Below are 25,205 nucleotides of genomic sequence, written 5' to 3'. Positions count from 1 at the left end.
ACAACCGCAGAACCATTCTGCGGTTTTTTGTATAGAAAAGGGTGAAACGAGTGATTCAAGCAGCATATATTCATATTCCGTTTTGTACGCACATTTGTCATTATTGTGATTTTAATAAAGTATTTTTACATCAACAACCGGTTGATGCTTATATTGATGCATTAATTATCGAAATGGAGCGGACGTTTGAACGTTTTCCAACGCCGCGATTACAAACGGTATTTATCGGTGGGGGAACGCCGACGTCGCTTGCCGCCAAACAACTCGAGCGATTATTGCGTGCCATTCATCGTATTGTTCCACTTGCTTCGAATGTGGAGTTTACCGTTGAAGCGAACCCAGATGGAGTAAGTGACGAACAGTTGCATGTGCTCAAGCAATGGGGAGTGAATCGCCTTAGCTTTGGAGTGCAGACGTTTGACGATGAGCTGCTAACACGCATTGGACGTACGCATACGAAAGAAACAGCGATCGAAACAATCGAACGAGCGCACGAGCTCGGTTTTCATAATATAAATATCGATTTAATGTACGGATTGCCGACACAAACGATCGCTCAACTAAGAGAGACGTTGCACATAACGTTTTCATTGCCGATTCAGCACGTTTCTGCTTACTCGTTAATTATTGAACCGAAAACGGTATTTTACAACTTAATGAAAAAAAGCACGTTGCCGCTACCGAGTCAAGAAGAAGAAGCATATATGTACGAAATCATTATGGAACAAATGGAACAACGTGGGTATAAACAATACGAACTAAGCAATTATACAAAAAACGGGTTTTATAGCCGTCATAATATGACGTATTGGAATAATGAGTATTACTACGGATTTGGTGCAGGAGCGCATAGTTATATGAACGGCGTAAGATATGTAAATGCGGGACCAATTAAAAAATATATCCAACTCATTGAACAAGGGAAGCTCCCATATGTTGATACACATGTCGTTTCGAAAGAAGAGGAAATGGAAGAGCATATGTTTCTTGGGTTGCGAAAAACAGAAGGGGTAAACAAACGGGAATTTTTAGAGCGATATGGAAAAACGATGCATGATGTTTTTCGTGAAGCGATTGTGTTGCAAAAACAAAAAGGGCTGCTTGAGGAGACAGATGAGGCAATTGTTCTTACCCATCGCGGCAAATTGCTCGGTAATGAAGTATTTCAGTCGTTTCTTGGCGTTTCATCTTGACATGGCAAGTGCAATTTGATACTTTAATAGTAGATTTAGCACTCGCTTTGTTAGAGTGCTAACAGAGGTGATGAGTGTTGCTAACAGATCGCCAATTGTTAATTTTAAAAATTATTGTCGATGACTTTATTCGTTCAGGACAACCGGTTGGTTCGCGAACATTATCGAAAAAAGAACAAATTACGTTTAGTTCGGCGACCATTCGCAATGAAATGGCGGATTTAGAGGATCTTGGCTTTATTGAAAAAACACATATTTCTTCTGGTCGCGTTCCGTCCCAAAAAGGATATCGGTATTACGTTGATCATTTATTACCACCTGTTCGATTAACACAAAAAGATGTCCAAACGATTCAATCGATTTTTAATGAACAAATATATGAATTAGAAAAGCTCATTCAAAAATCGGCACAAATTTTATCAGATTTAACGAGTTATACAACTGTTGTGCTCGGTCCTTCTGTGAAAGAACATAAACTCAAAACAATTCAAATCGTTCCGCTTACCGCAGAAACAGCCGTTGCAATCATTGTGACGGATACGGGATATGTAGAGAAGCACGTTGTCACGCTTCCACCGTCTATTCCGCCATCTGATGTTGAAAAGATGGTAAACATTTTAAACGATCGGTTGACGGGTGTGCCTTTAGAAGACTTAACAGATAAAATTCAAACGGAAGTTGCGCATGTTTTGCGTGAACATATCCAAAGCTACGACCACATGTTGCGGATGATTTCTTCTTCTTTAGATTTAAATGCGCCTGCACAAATGTTTTTAAGCGGAAAAATGAATATGCTTCGTCAACCGGAATTTAACGATATCGATAAACTTCGTGCTTTATTTAACGTTATTGAACAAGAAAAAGAATTTTATCGTTTGTTAAGAAAACATAAACAACAAGGTATTCAAGTGAAAATTGGCACGGAAAACGATGTCGAAGGAATGGAAAGCTGCAGTTTGATTACAGCAACGTATTCTGTTGGGGGAGAAAAGCTTGGCACAATTGCAGTTCTTGGTCCAACTCGTATGGAATATTCGCGTGTCATCTCATTGTTGAGCCTTATTGCGACCGATTTATCGAACGTATTAACGATGTGGTATCAAAAAGATTAGCGATGTCAATATTATGGATGGGGAATTTCCCCATCCGCTTTTCAAGTGTTTGAGGGAGGTGAGAAGATGGAGAAAGAACAGCGTACATATGATGAAACGGCTGGACAACATGAAGATATACAAACTGAGCAACGGCAAGATGAGCCAATGCAAAGTGAAGAAGCAAAAGAAGAAAAAGACGAGTTGGCACTTGCTTATGAAAAAATTGCGCAACTCGAAGCGAAGTTAGCAGAGACAGAAAATCGGTTCCTTCGTTTACATGCTGATTTTGACAATTATCGCCGCCGTGTGCGTTTAGATATGGAAGCTGCTGAAAAATATCGTGCGCAAAGCTTAGTTGCTGACTTGTTGCCGATTTTAGATAACTTTGAACGCGCATTACAAGTGCAAGTAGAAGATGAGAAAGCAAAATCGCTCTTACAAGGAATGGAAATGGTTTATCGCGCGTTAATTGAAGCGCTGAAAAAAGAAGGGGTCGAAGCGATTGAATCGGTTGGAAAACCGTTCGATCCGCATGTGCACCAAGCAGTCATGCAAGTCGACGATCAAAACTATGAACCAAACACAGTTGTTGAAGAGTTTCAAAAAGGCTATAAACTAAAAGATCGTGTCATTCGTCCGGCAATGGTCAAAGTAAATCAATAAGGAGGGATTATGTATGAGCAAAATTATCGGTATTGACTTAGGTACAACAAACTCTTGCGTTGCTGTATTAGAAGGCGGTGAGCCAAAAGTTATTCCAAACCCAGAAGGAGGTCGCACGACACCGTCTGTCGTTGCATTTAAAAATGGTGAGCGTTTAGTTGGTGAAGTCGCAAAACGTCAAGCAATCACAAACCCAAACACAATCATTTCAATTAAACGCCATATGGGTACAGACTATAAAGTACAAATCGAAGGAAAAGAATATACACCTCAACAAATTTCTGCGATGATTTTACAATACTTAAAATCATATGCAGAAGCATATTTAGGTGAACCTGTGACACGCGCGGTCATTACCGTTCCAGCTTACTTTAACGATGCACAACGTCAAGCGACAAAAGATGCTGGTCGCATCGCTGGCTTAGAAGTTGAGCGTATCATTAACGAGCCGACAGCGGCAGCGTTAGCATACGGATTAGATAAAATGGATGAAGATCAAACAATTCTCGTCTACGACTTAGGTGGCGGTACATTTGACGTATCAATTCTTGAGTTAGGCGACGGCGTATTTGAAGTAAAAGCAACAGCCGGTGACAACCACCTCGGCGGTGACGACTTTGACCAAGTCATTATTGATTACTTAGTAGAAGAGTTTAAAAAAGAACATGGCATCGATTTATCGAAAGACAAAATGGCGTTGCAACGTTTAAAAGATGCAGCAGAAAAAGCGAAAAAAGAACTTTCGGGCGTCATGCAAACGCAAATTTCGTTGCCGTTTATTACCGCGAACGAAAACGGTCCGCTTCATTTAGAAATGACGTTGACGCGCGCAAAATTTGAAGAATTGTCCGCACACTTAGTTGAGCGCACGATGGGACCTGTTCGTCAAGCGCTAAAAGACGCTGGCTTGACGCCTGCGGATATCGACAAAGTCATTCTTGTCGGTGGTTCAACGCGCATCCCTGCCGTTCAAGAAGCGATTAAAAAAGAAATCGGAAAAGAGCCGCATAAAGGAGTAAACCCAGATGAAGTCGTTGCAATTGGTGCTGCCATCCAAGGTGGAGTGATTGCTGGTGACGTGAAAGACGTCGTATTATTAGACGTAACACCACTTTCGCTCGGTATTGAAACGATGGGTGGCGTCTTTACAAAATTAATTGAACGCAATACGACGATTCCGACAAGCAAATCGCAAATTTTCACAACGGCAGCGGACAATCAAACAGCGGTAGACATTCACGTCTTGCAAGGTGAGCGCCTAATGGCTGCCGACAACAAAACGCTCGGTCGCTTCCAATTAACTGACATTCCACCAGCCCCGCGCGGTGTGCCGCAAATTGAAGTGACGTTCGATATTGACGCAAACGGTATTGTGCACGTGCGCGCGAAAGACTTAGGTACAAATAAAGAACAATCAATTACAATTAAATCTTCGTCTGGTTTGTCTGAAGAAGAAATTCAACGCATGATTAAAGAAGCGGAAGAAAATGCAGAAGCAGACCGGAAGCGAAAAGAAGAAGTTGAACTTCGCAACGAAGCAGATCATCTCATGTTCACAACAGAAAAAACATTAAAAGAATTAGAAGGAAAAGTAGACGAAGCGGATGTGAAAAAAGCGCAAGAGGCGAAGGACGCATTAAAAGCAGCGCTTGAAGGAAAAGATATCGAAGACATTCGCGCGAAGAAAAATGCGCTTCAAGAAGTTGTACAACAGCTTTCAATTAAGTTATATGAGCAAGCAGCTCAACAAGCGCAAGCCCAACAAAGCGAAGGCAAAAAAGACGATAACGTCGTCGATGCCGAATTTGAAGAAGTGAAAGAAGATAAGTAAACAAACAAAAAGTCAAAGTCAGGCCTGCCTTGGCTTTGACTTTTTTGCTATGGAAATATCAAATATATTGCGTAATAAGATGATACAATGATAAAATTACGTTCATGTGAACGAGTCGGGAGTGGGTGATCATGAGTAAACGGGACTATTATGAAGTGCTCGGTGTAAGTAAAAACGCAACAAAGGAAGAAATTAAAAAAGCATATCGGAAGTTATCAAAACAGTATCATCCAGATATTAATAAAGCGCCCGATGCAGCAGAAAAGTTTAAAGAAATTAAAGAAGCATACGAAGTGTTAAGTGACGATCAAAAGCGTGCTCACTACGATCAGTTTGGTCATACAGATCCGAACCAGCAGTTTGGTGGATTTGGTGGTGCTGATTTTGATTTTGGTGGGTTTGGTGGCTTCGAAGATATTTTCAGCAGCTTTTTCGGTGGTGGGCGCCGACGTGATCCGAACGCCCCACGTGCAGGGGCAGACTTGCAATATACGATGCGCTTGACGTTTGAAGAAGCGGTATTTGGAAAAGAAACAAATATTGAAATTCCGCGTGAAGAAACGTGCGATACATGCCACGGTTCTGGTGCGAAGCCGGGAACGAAAAAAGAAACGTGCGCACATTGTCATGGTACAGGGCAATTAACGATCGAACAAGCAACGCCATTTGGTCGCATCGTAAATCGACGCGTTTGTCATCATTGCGGCGGAACAGGGCAGTGGATTAAAGAAAAATGTACAACATGTCATGGAACAGGTCGTGTAAAAAAACGGAAAAAAATTCATGTCAAAATTCCTGCTGGTGTCGATGACGGTCAGCAACTGCGTTTAGCAGGTCAAGGAGAGCCAGGAATCAACGGTGGGCCATCAGGAGATTTGTACATCGTTTTCCACGTTGAGCCACATGAATTTTTCGAACGCGATGGCGATGACATTTATTGTGAAATGCCAATTACATTTACGCAAGCAGCGCTCGGTGCAGATATTGAAGTGCCGACGTTGTATGGAAAAGTAAAGTTGAAAATCCCAGCTGGTACGCAAACAGGTACAAAATTCCGTTTAAAAGGAAAAGGAGTGCCGAATGTGCATGGGTACGGGAAGGGAGATCAACATATTCGCGTGCGTGTCGTCACGCCAACGAAATTAACGGAACGTCAAAAACAATTATTGCGTGAATTTGAACAACTCAGTCAAGGGAATGGCCAAGAAGACAGCTTTTTTGCAAAAGTGAAGCGAGCATTTAAAGGGGAGTAACGTGAAGGAGGAGTTGGTAGATCATGAAATGGTCAGAAATAAGCATTCATACAACACACGAAGCGGTCGAGGCGATTTCGAATATTTTACATGAAGCAGGTGCAGGTGGCGTTGTCATTGAGGATCCGTTTGAACTAACGAAAGAGCGTGAAACAACTTACGGGGAAATCTACCAACTCAATCCTGACGATTACCCCGAAGAAGGAGTTATTATTAAAGCATATTTACCGGTGAATAGTTTTTTAGGTGAAACGGTCGAAGAAATTAAACAAGCGATTAACAACTTAATGTTATATAACATTGATATCGGGCGAAATAAAATTACGATCAGCGAAGTGAATGAAGAAGAATGGGCGACGGCGTGGAAAAAATATTACAATCCGGTGAAAATTTCTGAACGCTTCACGATCGTCCCGACATGGGAAACGTATGAATCGGTTTCAAGCGATGAATTAATTATTGAGCTAGATCCGGGCATGGCGTTTGGCACAGGGACGCATCCAACAACCGTCATGTGTATTCAAGCGCTTGAAAAAACGGTTAAAGAAGGAGATACAGTCGTTGATGTCGGTACGGGATCAGGCATTTTAAGCATTGCTGCTGCGATGTTAGGAGCGAAACGCGTTCATGCGCTCGATTTAGATCCGGTTGCGGTAGAAAGTGCAAAATTGAACGTGAAGTTAAATAAAGTACACGATGTCGTTACCGTTTCGCAAAACAATTTACTTGATCGAATCGATGAACAAGCAGATGTCATCGTCGCAAATATTTTAGCTGAAATTATTCTTCGTTTTGTTGATGATGCGTATCGCCTGTTGCACTCAGGTGGCGTATTTATTACATCAGGTGTCATTCAAACGAAAAAACAAGAAGTGAAGGAAGGACTTCTTCGCGCTGGTTTTACAATTGAAGAAACGTTAACGATGGAAGATTGGGTTGCGTTTATTGCAAAAAAACAATAAAAAGGGTGTTCGTGTTGCAACGATATTTTGTACGTAACGAGCAAATCATTGGCGATCACGTCATGATTTCTGGCGATGACGTCCATCATATCGGACGGGTGATGCGGATGAATGAAGGTGATCGTCTTCTTTGTTGTAATGAACGTAGTGAAACGATGCTCTGTGAGATCGAACAAATTTCCAATGATTTTGTGCGTTGCCGTATTATACAATGGATAGAGGCAAACGTTGAACTTCCTGTACACGTATATGTCGCAAGCGGATTGTTAAAAGGAGATAAATACGAACTCGTTTTGCAGAAAGGGACAGAGCTTGGGGCAAAAGGATTTCTTCCGCTCATAACCTCTCGTTCGATCGTGAAATGGGACGAGAAAAAAGGCGATAAAAAGGTGGAACGTTGGCAAAAAATTGTGAAAGAAGCAGCTGAACAATCGCACAGAGCTTATATGCCATCTGTTTATGCTCCGATAACAGTTCGTGAACTCATCTCATGGGCGCACGATGTCGATTATAAATGTATCGCATATGAAGAGGAGGCGAAAGAAGGAAACCATCATTCGTTTGCTCATCTTCTTCAGACGATGAACGACGGGGACTCTCTCCTCATCGTTTTTGGACCAGAGGGCGGACTATCTGAGCAAGAAGTTGCGCTATTAAAAGACCATGGGTTTGTCGTATGTAGTCTTGGACCGCGTATTTTACGGGCAGAGACGGCGCCGTTATACGCATTATCAGCAGTATCTTATGAATGGGAACTCAAGTGAGGTGATATACATGCCAACGGTTGCGTTTCATACGTTAGGATGCAAAGTGAATCATTACGAAACAGAAGCGATTTGGCAGTTGTTTAAACAAGCAGGATATGAGCGAAAAGATTTTGAAAGCCACGCCGATGTATACGTTATTAATACGTGTACAGTAACGAATACAGGGGATAAAAAAAGTCGCCAAGTCATTCGTCGTGCGGTGCGCCGTAATCCTGATGCGGTCGTCTGCGTAACAGGCTGTTATGCCCAAACGTCTCCTGCGGAAGTTATGGCAATTCCAGGCGTTGATATTGTCATCGGTACACAAGATCGCGGCAAAATTTTAGAGTACATTGAGCAGTTTAAACAACAGCGCCAGCCGATTAACGGTGTGCGCAATATTATGAAAACACGCGTATATGAAGAGCTTGATGTGCCTGCGTTTACGGATCGAACACGCGCATCGCTGAAAATTCAAGAAGGATGCAATAACTTTTGTACGTTTTGTATTATTCCATGGGCGCGCGGCTTAATGCGATCACGAGATCCGAAAGAAGTCATTCGTCAGGCGCAACAACTCGTTGATGCAGGCTATAAGGAAATCGTGTTAACGGGCATTCATACAGGCGGATATGGAGAAGATATGAAAGATTACAATTTTGCCATGTTGTTGCGCGATATCGATGAGCAAGTGAAAGGATTAAAACGATTGCGTATTTCATCGATTGAAGCGAGCCAAATTACAGATGAAGTCATCGCCGTATTAAAACAGTCCGATAAAATTGTTCGTCATTTACACATTCCGTTGCAATCTGGTTCAAATACGGTGTTAAAGCGAATGCGCCGCAAATATACGACGGAATTTTTTGCAGAGAGACTGGCACGTTTACGCGAAGTATTTCCAGATTTAGCTGTTACATCGGATGTGATTGTCGGTTTCCCAGGTGAGACGAAAGAAGAATTTATGGAGACATACGAATTTATTCGCGAGCAACGCTTCTCCGAACTGCACGTCTTTCCATACTCGAAGCGGACAGGTACACCAGCAGCAAGAATGCCAGATCAAGTTGACGAAGAAATAAAAAATGAGCGCGTTCATCGCTTAATTGCACTTTCTGATCAATTAGCGAAAGAGTATGCATCAAAGTTTGAAGGACAAGTGCTTGAAGTCATTCCAGAAGAGCTTTATAAAGAAGATCCAACGAGCGGCTTATATGTCGGTTATACGGATAACTATTTAAAAGTGAAATTTCCAGCAACAGAAGACATGGTAGGTAAACTTGTGAAAGTGAAAATGACAAAAGCAGGCTACCCATATAACGAAGGGGAATTTGTTCGCGTCATCGATGATGCACATGAAGCTGTTCGGTTAAGCTCATAAAAAGAAGTTGACTTATGAACTTGGTTATATTATACTTTGAAAGTACATGTTCTAACATGTGCCAAGGATTAGCGGTTTTGTTCGGAGGGAGGGAAGTAGGATGTCGAAAACGATCGTTCGTAAAAACGAGTCGCTTGAAGATGCTCTTCGTCGCTTCAAACGTGCGGTTTCAAAAACAGGTACGTTGCAAGAAGCAAGAAAGCGCGAATTCTATGAAAAGCCAAGCGTAAGACGTAAGAAAAAGTCTGAAGCGGCTAGAAAGCGCAAATATTAAAAGAGGGTGTATTTATGAGTCTTCTCGAACGTTTGAACAATGATATGAAGCAAGCGATGAAAAACAAAGAGAAGGACAAATTATCGGTCATTCGCATGGTGAAATCCGCTTTACAAAATGAAGCGATTAAACTTGGCAAAACGTTGACCGAGGATGAAGAATTAACCGTACTTTCTCGCGAATTAAAACAGCGTAAAGACTCCCTCCAAGAATTTGAAAAAGCTGGTCGCACAGACCTTGTTGATAAAGTCAAGGAAGAGATTACGGTTCTTGAACTTTACATGCCGAAGCAGTTGAGCGAAGAAGAGCTTGTGCAGATCGTAAAAGAAACGATTGCCGAAGTAGGCGCTTCCTCAAAAGCGGATATGGGTAAAGTGATGGGAGCGATCATGCCGAAAGTGAAAGGAAAAGCAGACGGCTCGCTCGTAAACAAACTTGTTCAGCAACATTTAAGCTAAAAACGCCTTACGATATCGTAAGGTGTTTTTCTGTTTTTGAAACTTTTTTTCTTTTCATACGTACATATAAAAGGTGAAGGGAGGAAAAACGATGGCCGGTTTCATTATTGCTTTCACGCACCCATTTCTTGTTGCGCTTTTACTCATCGCCGGTAGCGTGACGTTTGTTTGGCAACTGTACGATGCACGATGGAATTGGAAAGGAACAACAAGTTTCGTTTGTTTTTTTCTTTTTTTCTCGTCGCATTTAGCGGCTGGTTTAACAAGTGTCGGGGCGATTATATTATTTGGTATTGGTCTTATTTTGTTAGTCATTGAGTTGTTTGTGCCGGGCGGGGTAATCGGTGTTGCTGGAGTGAGTACGCTCGTGTGGAGCTTATTTTTAGCCGCAAAACATTCCCCTTTTATCACTGTTTCTTTATCTGTAGCTGTTGTGAGTGCGCTCATGATGGGATTATGGCTCAGTCGGGTTAGCAAAAAAAAGATGGTGCTTTTTGAAAAAATTGTGTTGACCGATGAACAGCGAAATGAAAAAGGATATGTGTCTCATGAAGCGCGCATTGATTTAATTGGAAAGCGCGGAGTGTCACTTACTGTATTGCGGCCAGCGGGAACAGCACTCATTGATGAAGAACGTGTAGATGTCGTCACAGAAGGGGAATATATTGAACGACATCGTCCAATTGAAGTAATTGATGTAGATGGGGTAAAAGTTGTCGTTCGAGAATGTAAAAAAGAGGAGGAAATTGTATGACACCAGATCAATTTTTGTTTATTATTGCAATTGCTTTAGGACTTGTGTTGTTAGCTGTATTTTTTTCGTTCGTTCCAGTTATGCTTTGGATTTCAGCACTTGCTTCCGGAGTGCCAATTAGCATTTTTACGCTTATTGGGATGCGTTTGCGTCGCGTCATTCCATCACGTGTCATTAATCCGTTAATTAAGGCGAAAAAAGCAGGATTAGATGTAACGATTAATCAATTAGAAAGTCATTATTTAGCAGGTGGAAATGTCGACCGCGTCGTTAATGCCTTAATTGCTGCACAACGCGCCAATATTAATTTAACGTTTGAACGTTGCGCTGCCATTGATTTAGCAGGAAGAAACGTATTAGAAGCTGTCCAAATGAGCGTCAATCCAAAAGTCATTGAAACACCGTTTATTTCGGGTGTGGCGATGGATGGCATTGAAGTGAAGGCGAAAGCACGCATTACTGTACGAGCAAATATTGATCGATTAGTGGGTGGAGCAGGAGAAGAAACGATTATTGCTCGTGTAGGTGAAGGTATTGTATCAACAATCGGCTCTCAAGACGATCATAAAAAAGTGCTTGAAAACCCAGATATGATTTCTCAAACGGTATTAGCTAAAGGATTAGACTCAGGAACAGCGTTTGAAATTTTATCGATTGATATTGCGGATATTGATATTGGGAAAAATATCGGGGCAGAATTGCAAACAGACCAAGCGGAGGCAGATAAGAAAATTGCGCAAGCGAAAGCAGAAGAACGCCGTGCGATGGCCGTTGCGCTTGAACAAGAAATGAAAGCGCGCGTGCAAGAAATGCAAGCAAAAGTCATTGAAGCAGAAGCACAAGTGCCGCTTGCCATGGCAGAAGCGCTTCGTTCTGGAAAGCTCGGCGTGATGGATTACATGAACTTAAAAAACATTATGGCTGATACAAATATGCGCGATTCGATTGGGAAACTCACGCAACAACCAGATGATGAGAAAAAGTGAGGAATAAATGATGGTGCTAATCGATTGGCTCCTTAACAACTTATTTGTCGTCTTTGTTTTAGTCGCATTTATTTCGTGGATTGGAAAAAGAATAAAAATAGTAGAGGAAACGATTGAACAAAAACAACAGCAAGAACAACAACCGACCGTCGTTGTGAAAGAAATAGAGCCAGAAACGAGACGTGAAGTTAAGAAAGAGCGAGAAATTATTGTGCCACAGCAAATGATCGAGCAACAAGCAAAAGTAAAACAATTACCAAAACATCCGCTCGTACAAGGTGTGATTTTTTCCGAAGTGCTTGGTCCACCGCGAGCCAAGCGTCCGTACAGTAGAAAATAAGTGCTATAACCCCCGTTTCGCTCATACATATGAGATGAAAGGGGGTTTTGTTTATGATCGGAAAATGGAAAAACAACATGCGACAATGGTTAACAAATCAAATGGAATTACCTGCAGATGTTGTCGCTGACCTCCCCCGTATTACAATGATTGGGCATATTCATATTTACATAGAAAATCATCGCGGGTTACTTTTGTTTACAGATCGCGAATTGCGCTTGTTGTTAAAAAACGGGCAGCTACTTGTCAAAGGGGAATCGTTTAGTATTAAAACGATTTTGCCAGAAGAAATTTTGCTCGAGGGAAAGATTAGCCAAGTGTTATATTTGGAAGAATAAGGGGGGGCGAGTGTGAAAAACGAATGGATGTATCGCGTGGCCGGACATTTGCGTATACGTATTGTTGGAAAAGGATTAGAGCGATTATTAAATGAATTTACACGGCGAGGAATATACGTATGGAACGTGAGGCGAGAGGACGAAAGCTCGCTCACGTGTTACATGTTTCTTCGCGATATTCGTCATGTGCGAGTAGCGATGCGAAAAAGTGGATGTAAGCTATATGTTCTCGAACGGCGAGGAGCACCGTTTTGGTTGAAAACGTCATGGAAAAATAGCGGTATCGTTGTCGGATTAGTTGCCTTTATGTGCGTCGTTTTTTTATTATCTAACATAATTTGGCGTATTGAAGTCACAGGGGCGAATCCAGAAGTCGAACATACTGTGAGACAACAATTAAAAAAAATAGGGGTTGAACGTGGTGCGCTACAGTTTGTCATCCCTACTCCTGAAGCGATTCAGCGAACGTTAATGAACAATATGGATACGATTACGTGGATTGGTGTTGAATGGCGCGGGACGACGCTATATTGCCAAGTCGTTGAAAAAAAGAAGCCGACACAAACGAAAGCGAATGCGCCACAACATCTTGTTGCGAAGAAAAAAGCGGTCATTACGTATATGTTTGTTGAGCAGGGTCAAGCGGTTGTAGAAGTGAATGATCATGTCGTTCCAGGGCAGTTGCTCGTTTCCGGTTTTATTGGAAAAGAAGGACAGACAGAGATCGTGCCAGCGCGCGGTCAAATTTTAGGGGAGACATGGTACAAGTCTACGGTCGTCGTTCCGTTAAAAACGACGTTTTATATGTTTACGGGAAAAAAGCGTGAAACACATTACATTCGTTTTTGGTCGTGGAAAATCCCGATTTTTTGGGATCATGAAGAGCAGTTTTCACAATTTGAAAAGCAAGTAGACGAAAAAACGTTTCGCTTTTTCACATGGACGTTACCGATTGTTTATGAAAAAGTCGTGTGGCGTGAAAAAGAAGTGGCCGTTCGTGAGTATTCGTACGAGCAAGCAAAAGCGGTAGCGAAACAAATTGCGCGCGAGCAGTTACAGCGACAACTGCCTGCGGATGCGAACATTCAAGGTGAAAAAGTTTTGCATGAGTCGAAAGAGAATGGTAAAGTAAAAGTAGAAATGCATTACCAAGTCATTGAAAACATTGCGATACCACAACCAATTATTCAAGGAGACTGAGGAATGTCGGAACAGTTTGTCACGATTTACCCTAACGTACAAAATGCAGATGAGGCGCTTGCTTTGTTCGGTACGCACGATGTTCATTTAAAACGCATTGAACAAGAACTCGGTGTTTCAATTGTGACGCGTGGCGAATCGGTAAGCGTGTCAGGAAATAAACAACATATTGAGCTCGTTGATGAGTTGTTGCGTCATTTGTTGCTTGTTATCCGCAAAGGCATTGTCATTAGCGAACGTGATGTGCTTTATGCGCTACAAATGGCGAAGAACGGTACGATTTCTTATTTTGTAGAGTTGTACAACGAAGAAATTGGAAAAAACGCAAAAGGAAAAGCGATTCGTGTTAAAACGCTCGGTCAGCGTCAATACGTTTCTGCCATCCAGCGCCATGATTTAATTTTTGGCATTGGACCAGCAGGAACAGGAAAAACGTATTTAGCGGTTGTGATGGCTGTACAAGCGTTAAAAAACGGACAAGTCAAGCGGATTATTTTGACGCGTCCAGCTGTTGAAGCAGGGGAAAATTTAGGCTTTTTGCCGGGGGATTTAAAAGAAAAAGTCGATCCGTATTTACGGCCGCTTTATGATGCGCTTCATGACGTGCTTGGTCATGAACATACCCAACGATTAATTGAGCGCGGTGCGATTGAAATTGCTCCGCTTGCATATATGCGCGGGCGAACGTTAGATGATGCGTTCGTCATTTTAGACGAAGCGCAAAATACGACGCCTTCGCAAATGAAAATGTTTTTAACACGTCTCGGTTTCGGCTCGAAAATGGTGATTACGGGAGATATTTCACAAGTCGATTTGCCAAAAGGAGTTCGTTCTGGGCTTGCGATTGCAAAAGACATTTTGACGAATGTAAGCGGAATTTCATTCGTCTTTTTGGAGCAAGCTGATGTTGTACGCCATCCACTCGTCGGCAAAATTATCGCTGCATACGAAGATGCTGGAATGTAAATGCGACCCATGTTGATGTGGGTCCTTTTTGTACTTTAACAGAAGAAAGAGGGGAATTTTATGTTAGTGATTGACTTTATGGATGAAACAAACGAGATGACAGAAGAACAAGTAGAACTGATTGAAAAACTATTGCAACATGCTGCAAAGGAAGAGAATGTGCCAGATGGCGCAGAGGTGAGCATTACGTTTGTTGACAATGAAAAAATTCGTGAAATCAACCGCGACTATCGCGGAAAAGATCAGCCGACAGATGTCATTTCGTTCGCCCTTGAAGAAATGGGCGAAGAAGAAATCGAAATTGTCGGTGTAGATGTTCCACCTGTGCTCGGGGATATTATTATTTCTGTGCCGAAAGCACGCGAGCAAGCGGAGCAATACGGTCATTCATTTATGCGTGAACTCGGTTTTTTAGCGGTACACGGTTTTTTACATTTGCTTGGCTATGATCATGAAACAGAGGAAGAAGAAAAAGAGATGTTTACGAAACAAGAGCTAATATTACAACAATTTGGCCTAACGAGATGATTGATGATGCGTTGGAAGCGGTTTGTCGCTAGCGTATTATATGCTCTAAATGGCATTCGTCTTGCCGTTTGTCATGAACGAAATATGCGCATTCATCTCGTGGCAACGGTTGCTGTTATCGTTGCTGCAGCGATGTTTCGTATCTCGAAAATGGAATGGCTCGTGTTGCTTTTGACGATCGGGGCAGTCATTAGCTTAGAAATCGTCAATAGCGCAATAGAGCGGACGGTTGATTTAGTGACGGACGAGCATCGACCGTTAGCAAAAGAAGCGAAAGATTTAGCTGCTGGCGCTGTACTCGTGTTTGCTTTTATATCCGTGATAATAGGAATTTCCATTTTCCTTCCTTATCTGTATGTATTTTTTAAAAATTCTTTACATTTTCATAAATAGTAGTGAAATTGGGTTCATATTTTGGTAAAATAAAAAGCAAGCATATTTTATGCGATGGAGGTTTTTATGATTCGAGAAGGATATAAATCAGGATTCGTAGCAATTATCGGAAGACCGAATGTAGGAAAATCTACATTTTTAAATCGCGTCATCGGTCAAAAAATTGCTATTATGAGCGACAAGCCACAAACGACGCGCAATAAAATTCAAGGTGTGTACACAACAGATGACGCGCAAATTATTTTCATTGATACGCCGGGCATTCATAAACCGAAACATAAGCTTGGCGATTTTATGGTCAAAGTGGCGCAAAGCGCGTTGCAAGAAGTTGATTTAATTTTATTTATGGTGAATGCTGTCGAGGGGCTCGGTCGCGGTGATGAATTTATTATCGAACGTTTAAAACAAGTGCAAACACCAGTATTTTTAGTCATCAATAAAATTGATCAAATACATCCCGACGATTTATTGCCGCTCATTGAGCAATATCGCTCACTCCATTCGTTTGCCGAAGTCATTCCTATTTCAGCGTTGCAAGGCAACAATGTAGAGACGTTGTTGCAGCAAATTAAAAACTACTTGCCTGAAGGACCGCAATATTATCCTGCGCATCAAGTGACGGATCATCCAGAGCGATTTATTATTGCTGAATTTATTCGCGAAAAAGCGCTCCATTTAACGCGCGAAGAAGTACCACATTCCATTGCGGTTGTCATAGACTCGATTGAACGTCGGGAAAATAGCGATACCGTATATGTTGCAGCGACCATTATCGTTGAGCGCGATTCTCAAAAAGGAATTATTATCGGCAAGCGCGGTCAAATGTTAAAGGAAATCGGTCAGCGAGCGCGAGTCGATATTGAAGCGCTGCTCGGTTCAAAAGTGTTTTTAGAACTATGGGTGAAAGTACAAAAAGACTGGCGAAATAAAATGGCACAGTTGCGAGACCTTGGCTATCGCGAAGATGAATATTAATACTGTAAAATTTTAAAAGACATCGTGACAGCGACAAACGGGCAAACTACAAGTGAGCTGCTCAATCACCGTCAACTAACGAGAGAAAGGTGTGGTTCGATGCTCGATTTTACCTGGAAGCTATTTAGTCAAACAGGGAATATTGACACGTATCTGTTATTTAAGGAGCTAGAACGCGAAGCGCAAGAGCAAGCGAGCGATTCAACGTATCATTTAACTGAGCGAGATTATCACGTCCTGTAACTTTGGAAGGTTATGTTATATGTTTGAAAAGTGTGAAGGAATTGTCATTCGAACGATTGACTATGGAGAGACAAATAAAATCGTTACAATATTTACACGCGAATGGGGAAAGGTCGCTGCGATGGCAAGAGGTGCGAAAAAGCCGAGCAGCCGCCTTTCTTCTGTTACGCAAATGTTTACATACGGTATTTATTTGATTCAAAAAAGTCGCGGTGTTGGAAGTTTACATCAAGGAGAATTGCTTTCAACGATGCGCCATATACGTGAGGACATTTTTTTAACAGCATACGCCTCGTATGTTGTTGAATTGACAGATAAAGCAACGGAGGAAAGAAGACCAAATCCGTATTTGTTTGAACTTCTTTTACAAACGCTCACGTATATGAACGAAGGACTTGACGCGGAAGTGTTGACGTACATATACGAAATGAAACTGCTTCCGGCATTCGGATTGTATCCGAAGTTAGACGGCTGTGCTGTTTGCGAAGAGAAAGAAGGCACGTTTGCTTTTTCGATTGCGCAAGGAGGATTTTTGTGTCACCGTTGTTTTGAGCACGATCCATACTGTATTCCGATGGCTCCGTCGGTTTTAAAATTACTTCGCCTTTTTTACTACGTAGATTTGTCTCGCATTGGTCAAATCGCTGTCAAGCAGGAAACGAAAAAACAATTACAAACGATTATTTCAGCTTATTACGATGAATATTCGGGTCTTTCGCTGAAGACGAAACGTTTTTTACAGCAGCTCCATACGTTAAAAGGTGAAAGCGGACAAATATAATATTGTCCGCTTCCCACTTTTGTTTGCAAAATGTAAAGATGAATTATAATATGGTCTTATAGTGTAGCCTATTGTAAGGTGGTGAGCGACAATCGAACTCAATAAACGTCAAGAACAAATTTTGCAAATCGTCAAAGATCACGGACCGATTACAGGAGAACATATTGCTGAGAAGCTCAACTTAACACGTGCGACGTTACGGCCGGATTTAGCGATTTTAACGATGGCGGGGTATTTAGAAGCGAGACCTCGTGTTGGTTATTTTTATACAGGAAAAACAGGAACGCAACTGCTTGCTGATAAAATTAGAAAAATTAAAGTGAGCGACTATCAGTCTATTCCGGTTGTTATTCACGAAAACATGAGCGTCTATGATGCGATTGTTACGATGTTTTTAGAAGATGTCGGCACGTTGTTTGTTGTGGATGAAGAGTCGTTGCTTGTCGGTGTGCTGTCCCGAAAAGATTTGCTGCGCGCCAGCATCGGAAAACAAGAATTGACGTCTATTCCTGTTAACATTATTATGACGCGAATGCCAAATATTACGTTTTGTGAAAAAGATGATTTACTCATTGATGTCGCCCAAAAGTTAATTGAAAAGCAAATTGATGCGATGCCAGTCGTCAAAAAGGTGGACAAAGGGTATGAAGTCATCGGGCGTATTACAAAAACGAATATGACAAAGGTACTTGTCGCGTTAGCAAAAGAAGACGTGCTTTAAAGGGGGAAAACCATGAGTCAAATCGTATACGTCGTATCCGATTCAGCAGGAGAGACGGCCGAACTCGTTGTAAAGGCAGCAGCGAGTCAGTTCCAAGGGGTGCTCGTTCAATTTCGGCGTGTTCCTTACGTAGAAGACGTTGAAACGTTATCAGAAGTTGTCGCGTTAGCAAAAATGAACCGAGGTATTATCGTTTTTACATTAGTTATACCGAAAATGCGCCAATTTTTATTAGCTGAAGCGGCACGTGAAGGAGTTCCTGTATACGACATTATCGGACCGCTCATTGAACAAATGGCAAAGTTGCTACAAATGCCACCACGTTGCGAACCAGGGCCTATTCGCGTGTTAGATGAAGATTATTTCCGTAAAATTGAAGCGATTGAATTTGCGGTAAAGTATGATGATGGACGTGACCCTCGTGGTATTTTGCGAGCCGATATCGTTTTAATCGGAGTATCGCGCACGTCGAAAACGCCGCTATCGCAATATTTAGCCCATAAGCGCTTTAAGGTTGCTAACATGCCGATTGTTCCAGAAGTTGATCCACCAGAAGAATTATTTCAAGTGCCGCCTGAAAAATGTTTTGGTCTAAAAATTAGTCCAGAGAAGTTAAATGAAATTCGTCGTGAGCGGTTAAAATCGCTCGGTTTAGATGACCGCGCCATTTACGCAAACATTGATCGAATTAAAGAAGAATTGCAATATTTTGATGGGATTGTGAAAAAAATTGGTTGTGAAGTCATTGATGTGACAAATAAAGCGGTTGAAGAAACAGCGAATGTCATTATGAATATTATGCGCAAAAGAGAAAAATAAACAGACGAAGCACAATCACAACAAGTGATATGTGCTTTTCCTTTTTCATAAAAACGTTTATGCATTTATATAGCCAACGGACGTTTTTTATATTATAATAAAAAATTGTGATAAAACAGGTTTAGACTGAACATAGGACGAATAAACTATTTATAGCTAATTGTCAAGTGACAATGCATCGGGATTTTCGACAATATTTTTTTGTCAAAAAGAAGGATTGTTTCGCGCAATGGAGAATAAAAACAATACGAAACAACTGGATCAAAGCCACACGTTTTGTCGAAATATGTTTGGAGCTGTTGAAATATGGGACAACGCATTCCTGAAGAAACGGTTGAGCACATTCGTCGCTCAGTCGACATTGTAGACATCATTGAGCAGTATGTCTCACTCAAAAAACAAGGACGCAACTATTTTGGTTTATGTCCTTTCCACGGAGAGAAAACGCCTTCTTTTTCTGTTTCACCAGAAAAGCAAATTTACCACTGTTTCGGCTGTGGAGCAGGCGGAAATGTGTTTTCATTTTTGATGGACATCGAAGGAATCACATTCATAGAAGCGGTGAAGCGATTGGCACCGCGAGCAAACGTAGATTTGTCGCACGTTGTCGATGATCATCCGACAGCTGAGCGGACAGAAACAGCAACGATGATCGCTGCGCATGAGCTGCTAAAAAAGTTTTATCATCATTTGCTTATGCATACAAATGAAGGAGAGGAAGCATTAAGCTACTTACTTCATCGGGGATTTACGCGCGAAATCATCGAACAGTTTGAAATTGGCTACGCTTTGCCATCTTGGAATGCGGCTGTTACATTTTTAACAAACAAAGGTTTTTCGCTTTCTCTGATGGAACAAGCAGGATTAATCGTAAAAAAGTCAGGAGAGGACTCATATTTTGATCGTTTTCGTCATCGCGTTATGTTCCCGATCCATAACCATCACGGAGAAACGGTTGCGTTCTCGGGGAGAGCGCTCGGAAACGAAGATCCGAAGTACTTGAACAGTCCTGAAACACCTATTTTCAACAAACGAAACATTTTATATCACTTTCATGAGGCGCGCGTGCCGATGCGCCAAAAACAGCAAGTAGTGTTGTTTGAAGGTTTTGCGGATGTAATTGCTGCTGTGCAAGCTGGCATTTCCCATGCGGTAGCAACGATGGGAACAGCTTTATCAGAAGAACAGGCGCGCATGCTACGGCGAAACGCTTCATCTGTTATCGTTTGTTACGATGGCGATCGAGCCGGAATAGATGCTGCGCTCAGAGCTTCGGAGACGCTTACGGAGGCTGGTTGTTATGTCAAAGTGGCGATGATACCAGATGGGCTCGATCCTGATGAATATGTGCGAAAATATGGTGCCGACCGCTTTCGCCATCATGTGCTTGATGCAAGCTTATCGCTTACTGCATTTAAGCTAGAATATTTGAAGCGTGGGCGTCATTTACAAAATGAAAGCGAGCGACTTCGTTACATTGAAGATGCAGTCAAAGAAATTAGTCGCTTATCTAATGCTATTGAAGCTGACTATTATTTGCGACAACTAGCGGATGAGTTTTCGATTTCTATGGATGCGTTACGCGAGCAAATGATAGTATACGGAAAAAAGCAACAAACTGACCGAAAGCAAGAACGCCGCGAGACAGTAATTTTACCTGCGAAGGCGAAATTGTTACCTGCTTTTCAAAAAGCAGAACGGATATTAATTGCTCATATGTTGCGCGATAAAACGATCGCATTAACTGTGCAAGAGGCGATCGAAGGCGCATTTAACATCGAAGAACATCGCGCTATTGTCGCTTATTTATATGCGTTTTACGAAGAAGGACACGAACCCGATGTAAGCTCGTTACTTGAACGCATTCATGATCCGCAATTAAAACGCATTGTTACAGAGTTGTCCATGATGTCGATCAACGAAGATATTTCATCAGCGGAGTTACAAGATTACATTCAATGCGTGCTCAATTATCCGAAAGAACAGTTGCTTAAGCAAAAAGAAACGCAGTTGCGCGAAGCTGAACGCCAAAAAGATTATGAACGCGCCAAACGCATTGCTAGCGAAATCATCGCGATGCGAAAGTCTTTGCATTTTGGAAGGAGGGGAATAAATGGCTGAAAAGTCAACACATTCCGATTTAACGTTAGAACAAGTGAAAGAACAATTAGTTGAACTAGGTAAAAAACGTAGTGTTCTTACCTATGAAGAAATCGCTGAACGATTATCCCCGTTTGATCTTGATTCTGATCAAATGGACGAATATTATGAATATTTAAATGAGCAAGGTATCGAAGTCGTCGGTGAGTCCGATTTAGATGATGAGAATTTAGATGATCCGGACTTCGACGATTTAAAAGACGAAGAGTTCGATTTAAACGATTTAAGCGTTCCGCCAGGTGTGAAAATTAACGACCCTGTTCGTATGTATCTAAAAGAAATTGGTCGTGTTCCATTATTGTCAGCAGAGGAAGAAATTGAGTTAGCGAAACGGATCGAACAAGGTGACGAAGAAGCAAAGCGCCGTCTTGCTGAAGCGAACCTCCGCCTCGTTGTGAGCATCGCCAAACGTTACGTTGGTCGCGGCATGCTTTTTCTTGACTTGATTCAAGAAGGAAATATGGGCTTAATTAAAGCAGTCGAAAAGTTCGATTACCGCAAAGGATATAAATTCAGCACATATGCAACATGGTGGATTCGCCAAGCGATTACGCGTGCGATTGCGGATCAAGCACGTACGATTCGCATTCCTGTTCACATGGTTGAAACGATTAACAAACTCATTCGCGTTCAACGGCAACTTTTACAAGACCTCGGTCGCGAGCCATCTCCGGAAGAAATTGCGGAAGAGATGGATTTAACGCCAGAAAAGGTGCGTGAAATTTTAAAAATTGCCCAAGAGCCTGTATCGCTTGAAACGCCGATTGGTGAAGAAGACGACTCCCATTTAGGCGATTTCATTGAAGACCAAGATGCGACATCTCCAGCCGAACATGCAGCGTATGAACTGCTGAAAGAGCAGCTTGAAGACGTGTTAGATACGCTAACAGATCGTGAAGAAAATGTTCTTCGTCTTCGCTTCGGTCTTGACGACGGTCGTACACGAACGCTTGAAGAAGTCGGAAAAGTGTTCGGTGTAACGCGCGAGCGCATTCGCCAAATTGAAGCAAAAGCGTTGCGGAAACTGCGTCACCCAAGCCGTAGCAAGCGTTTAAAAGACTTTTTAGAATAACCGTTTACAAGAAATAGTTTACTTCTTACAATGGAAGTAAGCTATTTCTTTATTTAGGAAGGAATGCGTATTCAATGGAACAAAAACGAAAAGAAATTATTATTAACGAAATTAAATATTGGAAACGAACGCGATTGTTGCCGGAACAATATTGCGATTTTTTGCTTGCGTTGTATACCGAAGGGAATCATAACGATGATGTTGCTCAACCGACGAAGCAAGTTCCGACATGGGCCGTTCGATTTACGATGATCATGATCGGCATCTTTTTACCTTTTGCCCTTCTTGTCATTTATTTTACTGAATTGTCGTTCGTTTTGCAAACGCTCATTTTGTCACTTTTTGTCATAGTTTGTTTGATGACCGTCCGTTTTTTTGCACAACATAAAATGCTTACCCATATTTCCCTTATCGTTGGCGCATTGTCTCTTCTTTTACTTTCGATCCGCGCATGCGATGTTTATTTTTCGGGAAGTACGAGCGCATTAGCAATTACAGTAATATGTAATTGCTTTGTTTGGCTATTGATCGGTTGGCGTTTTTCACTCATGTATTTTGTCATTTCGGGGGTTGTCGGCATCATCCTTCTTTTTTCTTCGTTTTTCATTTAAAAAAATTTACATACAGGGCTTTTCCTTTATGGGAATTTAAAGTACAATAAAATTGTTTGTAACGTTTTCATTTTGAAAAACATGCTTTATTACATAAGGGAGGGTAAAGTATGAATCGTAATCCGTTAATCCCATTTGCACTCATTATGGTGATGGGAATTGGCCTCATTTTCTTTCTGTCTGTAAAAGGCCTCGGGGATATGAAAGAAGTTGCGAAAGAGAAAGAAGGCGGCGCGAAGACAGAAGAAACAGCTGCTGCGGGTCCAGAAGACATTTACAAAAAAAGCTGTGTAGCATGTCACGGTGCGAACTATGAAGGTGGCGTTGGTCCAGCGTTAAAAGGTTTAGGTGACCGTCTATCTGTTGATCAAATTAAAGAGGTATTAGTAAACGGTCGCGGAAGCATGCCAGGTGGATTAGTCCCTGCCGATCAAGCAGAAGAGATGGCAAAATGGCTTGCTGAATTGAAATAAACGAAGGAGAAAAGTCCCTTTACCTTAGTGAAGGGATTTTTCGTTTTTTGAAAAACATGATAAACTGAAGAAAAAAGTGTGGTGACCATCATTGGACGAATTACAGCTATCTAAACGGTTGCAAACGGTTGTTTCATTTATTCCAAAAGGAAGCGTACTAGCAGATATCGGTTCAGACCATGCATATTTGCCATGCTATGCATATTTGCACGGATACATAACAAAAGCGGTTGCGGGGGAGGTCGCGGATGGGCCGTTTCGCTCAGCAAAGCAACAAGTGGAAAAATGTGGACTTTCCCACGTTATTTCCGTTCGTAAAGGAGACGGCCTACAAGTTGTAGCGCCAAATGAAGTTGATTGTGTCACAATTGCCGGGATGGGGGGCACGCTCATCTCGAACATTTTAGAAGCAGGAAAAGAAAAGTTAACAGCTGCGAAGCGTCTTATTTTGCAGCCCAATGTCGGTGCGCATATTGTGCGAAAATGGTTGTTAGAAAATGGGTGGGAGCTAATAGATGAACGCATTTTAGAAGAAGATGGGCAAATTTATGAAGTGCTCGTTGCGGAGCGCGGCAATCCTTATCTACCATATACGCAGCTCCATGTCGAATTGTTGCTCGGTCCGTTTTTATTAAAAGAGCGAAATGAAGTGTTTGAAAAAAAATGGACGCTAGAAATGAAACATTGGCGGGATGTTATCGAGCAACTGAAACATGCAAAAACAGAAGAAGCAATGAAAAAGAAACAACAATTTGTTGAAACATTGCAGATGGTGGAGGAGGTTTTAAACAGATGAAAACCCCAAATGGATATGAAATGATTCAACTGTTCGAACAGTTTGCTCCAAAACATTTAGCAATGGAAGGCGATAAAATCGGTTTGCAAATTGGTACGTTAAACAAGCCAATTCGCCGCATCATGATTACGTTAGACGTATTAGAGCATGTCGTTGATGAAGCGATTGAACATAAAATTGATTTAATTATTGCGCATCATCCACCGATTTTTCGTCCGCTCAAACATATTGTTACTGATCAGCCGTATGGTCGTATGATTGAAAAGTGTATTAAACATAATATAGCCATTTATGCTGCCCATACGAATCTAGATATAGCTAAGGGCGGGGTGAACGACTGGCTCGCTGAAGCGTTGCAATTGCAAAACGTTAACGTTCTCGTACCAACGTACGAAGAGCAACTGAAAAAAATTGTTGTATATGTGCCACGCACACATGCGGATGTCGTGAGAAAAGCGATGGGTGATGTAGGGGCTGGACATATCGGAAATTATAGCCATTGTACGTTCAATACCGAAGGCATAGGTACGTTTTTACCGAGAGAAGGAGCAAGTCCGTTTATCGGTCAACAAGGAAAGTTAGAAACAGTAGAAGAAGTACGCATCGAAACGATCGTTCCTGCACGCTTGCAACGAAAGGTCATTCAAGCGATGTTACAAGCTCATCCGTATGAAGAAGTGGCATATGATGTATATCCTCTCGACAACAAAGGAACGACATATGGGCTGGGACGAATCGGGACGTTAAGCGAAGAGATGACGTTGCAACAATTTGCCCAACATGTAAAAACATCATTGCGTGTACCGTCTGTTCGTGTCGTTGGCGAGCTGACGAACCGCGTTCATAAAGTAGCGGTCATCGGCGGTGACGGAAATAAATATGTTCACGAAGCAAAAATGAGCGGTGCTGACGTGTACGTAACAGGTGACTTATATTATCATGTCGCACATGATGCGTTAATGCTCGGTTTAAATGTCGTTGACCCAGGGCATCATGTCGAAAAGGTGATGAAAGAAGGAGTTGCGAACGTATTAAAAACGATATGTGCACAACAAAAATTCGATGTCGATATATACGTGTCGCAAACGAATACAGAACCGTTTACGTTCATATAAAAAAGAGGCTTATTCGCCTCTTTTTTCAGACTGTTGAAAAACGATTTTGTCAAGGACAAAATCGTTTTTCTTTTGTTAA

29 protein-coding genes are annotated in these 25,205 nt (G+C 41.8%); all 29 read left to right on the top strand.

Translation table 11 applies throughout. The features are described from left to right. Positions 1-50: 50 nt before the first annotated feature. The 29 genes from hemW (at position 51) to ACYQY7_RS05250 (ending at position 25,126) form a co-directional block, all read left to right on the top strand. Complete coding sequence (gene hemW, locus ACYQY7_RS05390) at positions 51-1,193, top strand: radical SAM family heme chaperone HemW (protein WP_461201088.1); 1,143 nt, start codon at positions 51-53, stop codon at positions 1,191-1,193. A 77-nt stretch (positions 1,194-1,270) separates the two neighbouring features. Beyond that, positions 1,271-2,305 carry a heat-inducible transcriptional repressor HrcA gene (hrcA, locus tag ACYQY7_RS05385; protein ID WP_461201122.1) on the top strand — a complete coding sequence of 345 codons (1,035 nt, stop codon included), beginning with the start codon at positions 1,271-1,273 and terminating at the stop codon, positions 2,303-2,305. Positions 2,306-2,371: 66 nt separating this feature from the next. Further along, positions 2,372-2,950, top strand: a complete 579-nt coding sequence (gene grpE / locus ACYQY7_RS05380) for a nucleotide exchange factor GrpE (protein ID WP_461201087.1) — start codon at positions 2,372-2,374, stop codon at positions 2,948-2,950. A gap of 13 nt (positions 2,951-2,963) precedes the next feature. Continuing rightward, on the top strand, positions 2,964-4,781 hold the full coding sequence (gene dnaK / locus ACYQY7_RS05375) for a molecular chaperone DnaK (protein ID WP_461201086.1): 1,818 nt from the start codon (positions 2,964-2,966) through the stop codon (positions 4,779-4,781). A 131-nt stretch (positions 4,782-4,912) separates the two neighbouring features. Beyond that, positions 4,913-6,034, top strand: coding sequence for a molecular chaperone DnaJ (gene dnaJ / locus ACYQY7_RS05370; RefSeq protein ID WP_183240956.1), 1,122 nt, complete (start codon positions 4,913-4,915; stop codon positions 6,032-6,034). A 23-nt stretch (positions 6,035-6,057) separates the two neighbouring features. Then, the gene (gene prmA, locus ACYQY7_RS05365; protein WP_461201085.1) at positions 6,058-6,996 is read left to right on the top strand and encodes a 50S ribosomal protein L11 methyltransferase; all 939 of its coding nucleotides are present in this window, start codon (positions 6,058-6,060) and stop codon (positions 6,994-6,996) included. Between the two features lie 14 nt (positions 6,997-7,010). Then, positions 7,011-7,760, top strand: a complete 750-nt coding sequence (locus tag ACYQY7_RS05360) for a 16S rRNA (uracil(1498)-N(3))-methyltransferase (protein WP_461201084.1) — start codon at positions 7,011-7,013, stop codon at positions 7,758-7,760. 10 nt (positions 7,761-7,770) lie between these two features. After that, the gene (gene mtaB / locus ACYQY7_RS05355; RefSeq protein WP_461201083.1) at positions 7,771-9,123 is read left to right on the top strand and encodes a tRNA (N(6)-L-threonylcarbamoyladenosine(37)-C(2))-methylthiotransferase MtaB; all 1,353 of its coding nucleotides are present in this window, start codon (positions 7,771-7,773) and stop codon (positions 9,121-9,123) included. Positions 9,124-9,223: 100 nt separating this feature from the next. Next, positions 9,224-9,397 carry a 30S ribosomal protein S21 gene (gene rpsU, locus ACYQY7_RS05350; protein WP_003393897.1) on the top strand — a complete coding sequence of 58 codons (174 nt, stop codon included), beginning with the start codon at positions 9,224-9,226 and terminating at the stop codon, positions 9,395-9,397. 14 nt (positions 9,398-9,411) lie between these two features. Continuing rightward, positions 9,412-9,855 carry a GatB/YqeY domain-containing protein gene (locus tag ACYQY7_RS05345; RefSeq protein ID WP_003393899.1) on the top strand — a complete coding sequence of 148 codons (444 nt, stop codon included), beginning with the start codon at positions 9,412-9,414 and terminating at the stop codon, positions 9,853-9,855. 91 nt (positions 9,856-9,946) lie between these two features. Further along, positions 9,947-10,609, top strand: a complete 663-nt coding sequence (locus ACYQY7_RS05340) for an NfeD family protein (protein ID WP_461201082.1) — start codon at positions 9,947-9,949, stop codon at positions 10,607-10,609. Continuing rightward, positions 10,606-11,595, top strand: coding sequence for a flotillin-like protein FloA (gene floA, locus ACYQY7_RS05335; protein WP_461201081.1), 990 nt, complete (start codon positions 10,606-10,608; stop codon positions 11,593-11,595). The genes ACYQY7_RS05340 and floA overlap by 4 nt, the downstream gene beginning before the upstream one ends. 10 nt (positions 11,596-11,605) lie before the next feature. Further along, complete coding sequence (locus ACYQY7_RS05330) at positions 11,606-11,935, top strand: hypothetical protein (protein WP_461201080.1); 330 nt, start codon at positions 11,606-11,608, stop codon at positions 11,933-11,935. A 53-nt stretch (positions 11,936-11,988) separates the two neighbouring features. Then, entirely contained in the window at positions 11,989-12,273 is a 285-nt protein-coding gene (yqfC, locus tag ACYQY7_RS05325; protein WP_055441010.1) for a sporulation protein YqfC, read from the top strand. A 12-nt stretch (positions 12,274-12,285) separates the two neighbouring features. After that, on the top strand, positions 12,286-13,473 hold the full coding sequence (yqfD, locus tag ACYQY7_RS05320) for a sporulation protein YqfD (RefSeq protein ID WP_461201079.1): 1,188 nt from the start codon (positions 12,286-12,288) through the stop codon (positions 13,471-13,473). A gap of 3 nt (positions 13,474-13,476) precedes the next feature. After that, complete coding sequence (locus ACYQY7_RS05315; protein ID WP_461201078.1) at positions 13,477-14,439, top strand: PhoH family protein; 963 nt, start codon at positions 13,477-13,479, stop codon at positions 14,437-14,439. 60 nt (positions 14,440-14,499) lie between these two features. Beyond that, positions 14,500-14,967: an rRNA maturation RNase YbeY gene (gene ybeY, locus ACYQY7_RS05310; RefSeq protein ID WP_461201077.1), complete on the top strand. Its 468-nt coding sequence runs from the start codon at positions 14,500-14,502 to the stop codon at positions 14,965-14,967. Positions 14,968-14,973: 6 nt separating this feature from the next. Continuing rightward, the gene (locus ACYQY7_RS05305; protein WP_461201076.1) at positions 14,974-15,360 is read left to right on the top strand and encodes a diacylglycerol kinase family protein; all 387 of its coding nucleotides are present in this window, start codon (positions 14,974-14,976) and stop codon (positions 15,358-15,360) included. 66 nt (positions 15,361-15,426) lie between these two features. Then, on the top strand, positions 15,427-16,335 hold the full coding sequence (gene era / locus ACYQY7_RS05300; RefSeq protein ID WP_461201075.1) for a GTPase Era: 909 nt from the start codon (positions 15,427-15,429) through the stop codon (positions 16,333-16,335). Between the two features lie 99 nt (positions 16,336-16,434). Beyond that, positions 16,435-16,578: a YqzL family protein gene (locus ACYQY7_RS05295; RefSeq protein ID WP_461201074.1), complete on the top strand. Its 144-nt coding sequence runs from the start codon at positions 16,435-16,437 to the stop codon at positions 16,576-16,578. Positions 16,579-16,597: 19 nt separating this feature from the next. Then, entirely contained in the window at positions 16,598-17,359 is a 762-nt protein-coding gene (gene recO / locus ACYQY7_RS05290) for a DNA repair protein RecO (protein WP_461201073.1), read from the top strand. A 91-nt stretch (positions 17,360-17,450) separates the two neighbouring features. Next, the gene (locus ACYQY7_RS05285) at positions 17,451-18,080 is read left to right on the top strand and encodes a helix-turn-helix transcriptional regulator (RefSeq protein WP_082180317.1); all 630 of its coding nucleotides are present in this window, start codon (positions 17,451-17,453) and stop codon (positions 18,078-18,080) included. 12 nt (positions 18,081-18,092) lie between these two features. Further along, positions 18,093-18,899, top strand: a complete 807-nt coding sequence (locus ACYQY7_RS05280; RefSeq protein ID WP_461201072.1) for a pyruvate, water dikinase regulatory protein — start codon at positions 18,093-18,095, stop codon at positions 18,897-18,899. A gap of 306 nt (positions 18,900-19,205) precedes the next feature. Beyond that, positions 19,206-21,020: a DNA primase gene (gene dnaG / locus ACYQY7_RS05275; protein ID WP_461201071.1), complete on the top strand. Its 1,815-nt coding sequence runs from the start codon at positions 19,206-19,208 to the stop codon at positions 21,018-21,020. Continuing rightward, positions 21,013-22,131, top strand: a complete 1,119-nt coding sequence (gene rpoD / locus ACYQY7_RS05270) for an RNA polymerase sigma factor RpoD (RefSeq protein WP_461201070.1) — start codon at positions 21,013-21,015, stop codon at positions 22,129-22,131. The genes dnaG and rpoD overlap by 8 nt, the downstream gene beginning before the upstream one ends. 74 nt (positions 22,132-22,205) lie before the next feature. Continuing rightward, the gene (locus ACYQY7_RS05265; RefSeq protein WP_461201069.1) at positions 22,206-22,742 is read left to right on the top strand and encodes a hypothetical protein; all 537 of its coding nucleotides are present in this window, start codon (positions 22,206-22,208) and stop codon (positions 22,740-22,742) included. Between the two features lie 110 nt (positions 22,743-22,852). Then, positions 22,853-23,215 (top strand): cytochrome c550, encoded by a 363-nt coding sequence (gene cccA, locus ACYQY7_RS05260; RefSeq protein ID WP_461201068.1) that lies wholly within the window; start codon positions 22,853-22,855, stop codon positions 23,213-23,215. 91 nt (positions 23,216-23,306) lie between these two features. Next, on the top strand, positions 23,307-24,011 hold the full coding sequence (locus ACYQY7_RS05255; RefSeq protein ID WP_461201067.1) for a tRNA (adenine(22)-N(1))-methyltransferase: 705 nt from the start codon (positions 23,307-23,309) through the stop codon (positions 24,009-24,011). Further along, positions 24,008-25,126: a Nif3-like dinuclear metal center hexameric protein gene (locus ACYQY7_RS05250; protein WP_461201066.1), complete on the top strand. Its 1,119-nt coding sequence runs from the start codon at positions 24,008-24,010 to the stop codon at positions 25,124-25,126. The genes ACYQY7_RS05255 and ACYQY7_RS05250 overlap by 4 nt, the downstream gene beginning before the upstream one ends. Positions 25,127-25,205 lie beyond the last annotated feature (79 nt).

This window comes from Anoxybacillus sp. TBDG-1 (genome assembly GCF_054815885.1).
The sequence above is the reverse complement of the archived record's forward strand: the minus strand, read 5'-3'. Positions and strand labels throughout refer to the sequence as shown.

What these genes read in the sequence shown, in the direction of transcription:
- grpE (WP_461201087.1), top strand. Translation starts at nt 2,372, where the DNA reads ATGGAGAAAGAACAGCGTACATATGATGAAACGGCTGGACAACATGAA.
- dnaK (WP_461201086.1), top strand. Translation starts at nt 2,964, where the DNA reads ATGAGCAAAATTATCGGTATTGACTTAGGTACAACAAACTCTTGCGTT.
- dnaJ (WP_183240956.1), top strand. Translation starts at nt 4,913, where the DNA reads ATGAGTAAACGGGACTATTATGAAGTGCTCGGTGTAAGTAAAAACGCA.
- prmA (WP_461201085.1), top strand. Translation starts at nt 6,058, where the DNA reads ATGAAATGGTCAGAAATAAGCATTCATACAACACACGAAGCGGTCGAG.
- mtaB (WP_461201083.1), top strand. Translation starts at nt 7,771, where the DNA reads ATGCCAACGGTTGCGTTTCATACGTTAGGATGCAAAGTGAATCATTAC.
- rpsU (WP_003393897.1), top strand. Translation starts at nt 9,224, where the DNA reads ATGTCGAAAACGATCGTTCGTAAAAACGAGTCGCTTGAAGATGCTCTT.
- ACYQY7_RS05345 (WP_003393899.1), top strand. Translation starts at nt 9,412, where the DNA reads ATGAGTCTTCTCGAACGTTTGAACAATGATATGAAGCAAGCGATGAAA.
- ACYQY7_RS05340 (WP_461201082.1), top strand. Translation starts at nt 9,947, where the DNA reads ATGGCCGGTTTCATTATTGCTTTCACGCACCCATTTCTTGTTGCGCTT.
- floA (WP_461201081.1), top strand. Translation starts at nt 10,606, where the DNA reads ATGACACCAGATCAATTTTTGTTTATTATTGCAATTGCTTTAGGACTT.
- ACYQY7_RS05330 (WP_461201080.1), top strand. Translation starts at nt 11,606, where the DNA reads ATGGTGCTAATCGATTGGCTCCTTAACAACTTATTTGTCGTCTTTGTT.
- yqfC (WP_055441010.1), top strand. Translation starts at nt 11,989, where the DNA reads ATGATCGGAAAATGGAAAAACAACATGCGACAATGGTTAACAAATCAA.
- ACYQY7_RS05315 (WP_461201078.1), top strand. Translation starts at nt 13,477, where the DNA reads ATGTCGGAACAGTTTGTCACGATTTACCCTAACGTACAAAATGCAGAT.
- ybeY (WP_461201077.1), top strand. Translation starts at nt 14,500, where the DNA reads ATGTTAGTGATTGACTTTATGGATGAAACAAACGAGATGACAGAAGAA.
- ACYQY7_RS05305 (WP_461201076.1), top strand. Translation starts at nt 14,974, where the DNA reads ATGCGTTGGAAGCGGTTTGTCGCTAGCGTATTATATGCTCTAAATGGC.
- era (WP_461201075.1), top strand. Translation starts at nt 15,427, where the DNA reads ATGATTCGAGAAGGATATAAATCAGGATTCGTAGCAATTATCGGAAGA.
- ACYQY7_RS05295 (WP_461201074.1), top strand. Translation starts at nt 16,435, where the DNA reads ATGCTCGATTTTACCTGGAAGCTATTTAGTCAAACAGGGAATATTGAC.
- recO (WP_461201073.1), top strand. Translation starts at nt 16,598, where the DNA reads ATGTTTGAAAAGTGTGAAGGAATTGTCATTCGAACGATTGACTATGGA.
- ACYQY7_RS05280 (WP_461201072.1), top strand. Translation starts at nt 18,093, where the DNA reads ATGAGTCAAATCGTATACGTCGTATCCGATTCAGCAGGAGAGACGGCC.
- dnaG (WP_461201071.1), top strand. Translation starts at nt 19,206, where the DNA reads ATGGGACAACGCATTCCTGAAGAAACGGTTGAGCACATTCGTCGCTCA.
- rpoD (WP_461201070.1), top strand. Translation starts at nt 21,013, where the DNA reads ATGGCTGAAAAGTCAACACATTCCGATTTAACGTTAGAACAAGTGAAA.
- ACYQY7_RS05265 (WP_461201069.1), top strand. Translation starts at nt 22,206, where the DNA reads ATGGAACAAAAACGAAAAGAAATTATTATTAACGAAATTAAATATTGG.
- cccA (WP_461201068.1), top strand. Translation starts at nt 22,853, where the DNA reads ATGAATCGTAATCCGTTAATCCCATTTGCACTCATTATGGTGATGGGA.
- ACYQY7_RS05250 (WP_461201066.1), top strand. Translation starts at nt 24,008, where the DNA reads ATGAAAACCCCAAATGGATATGAAATGATTCAACTGTTCGAACAGTTT.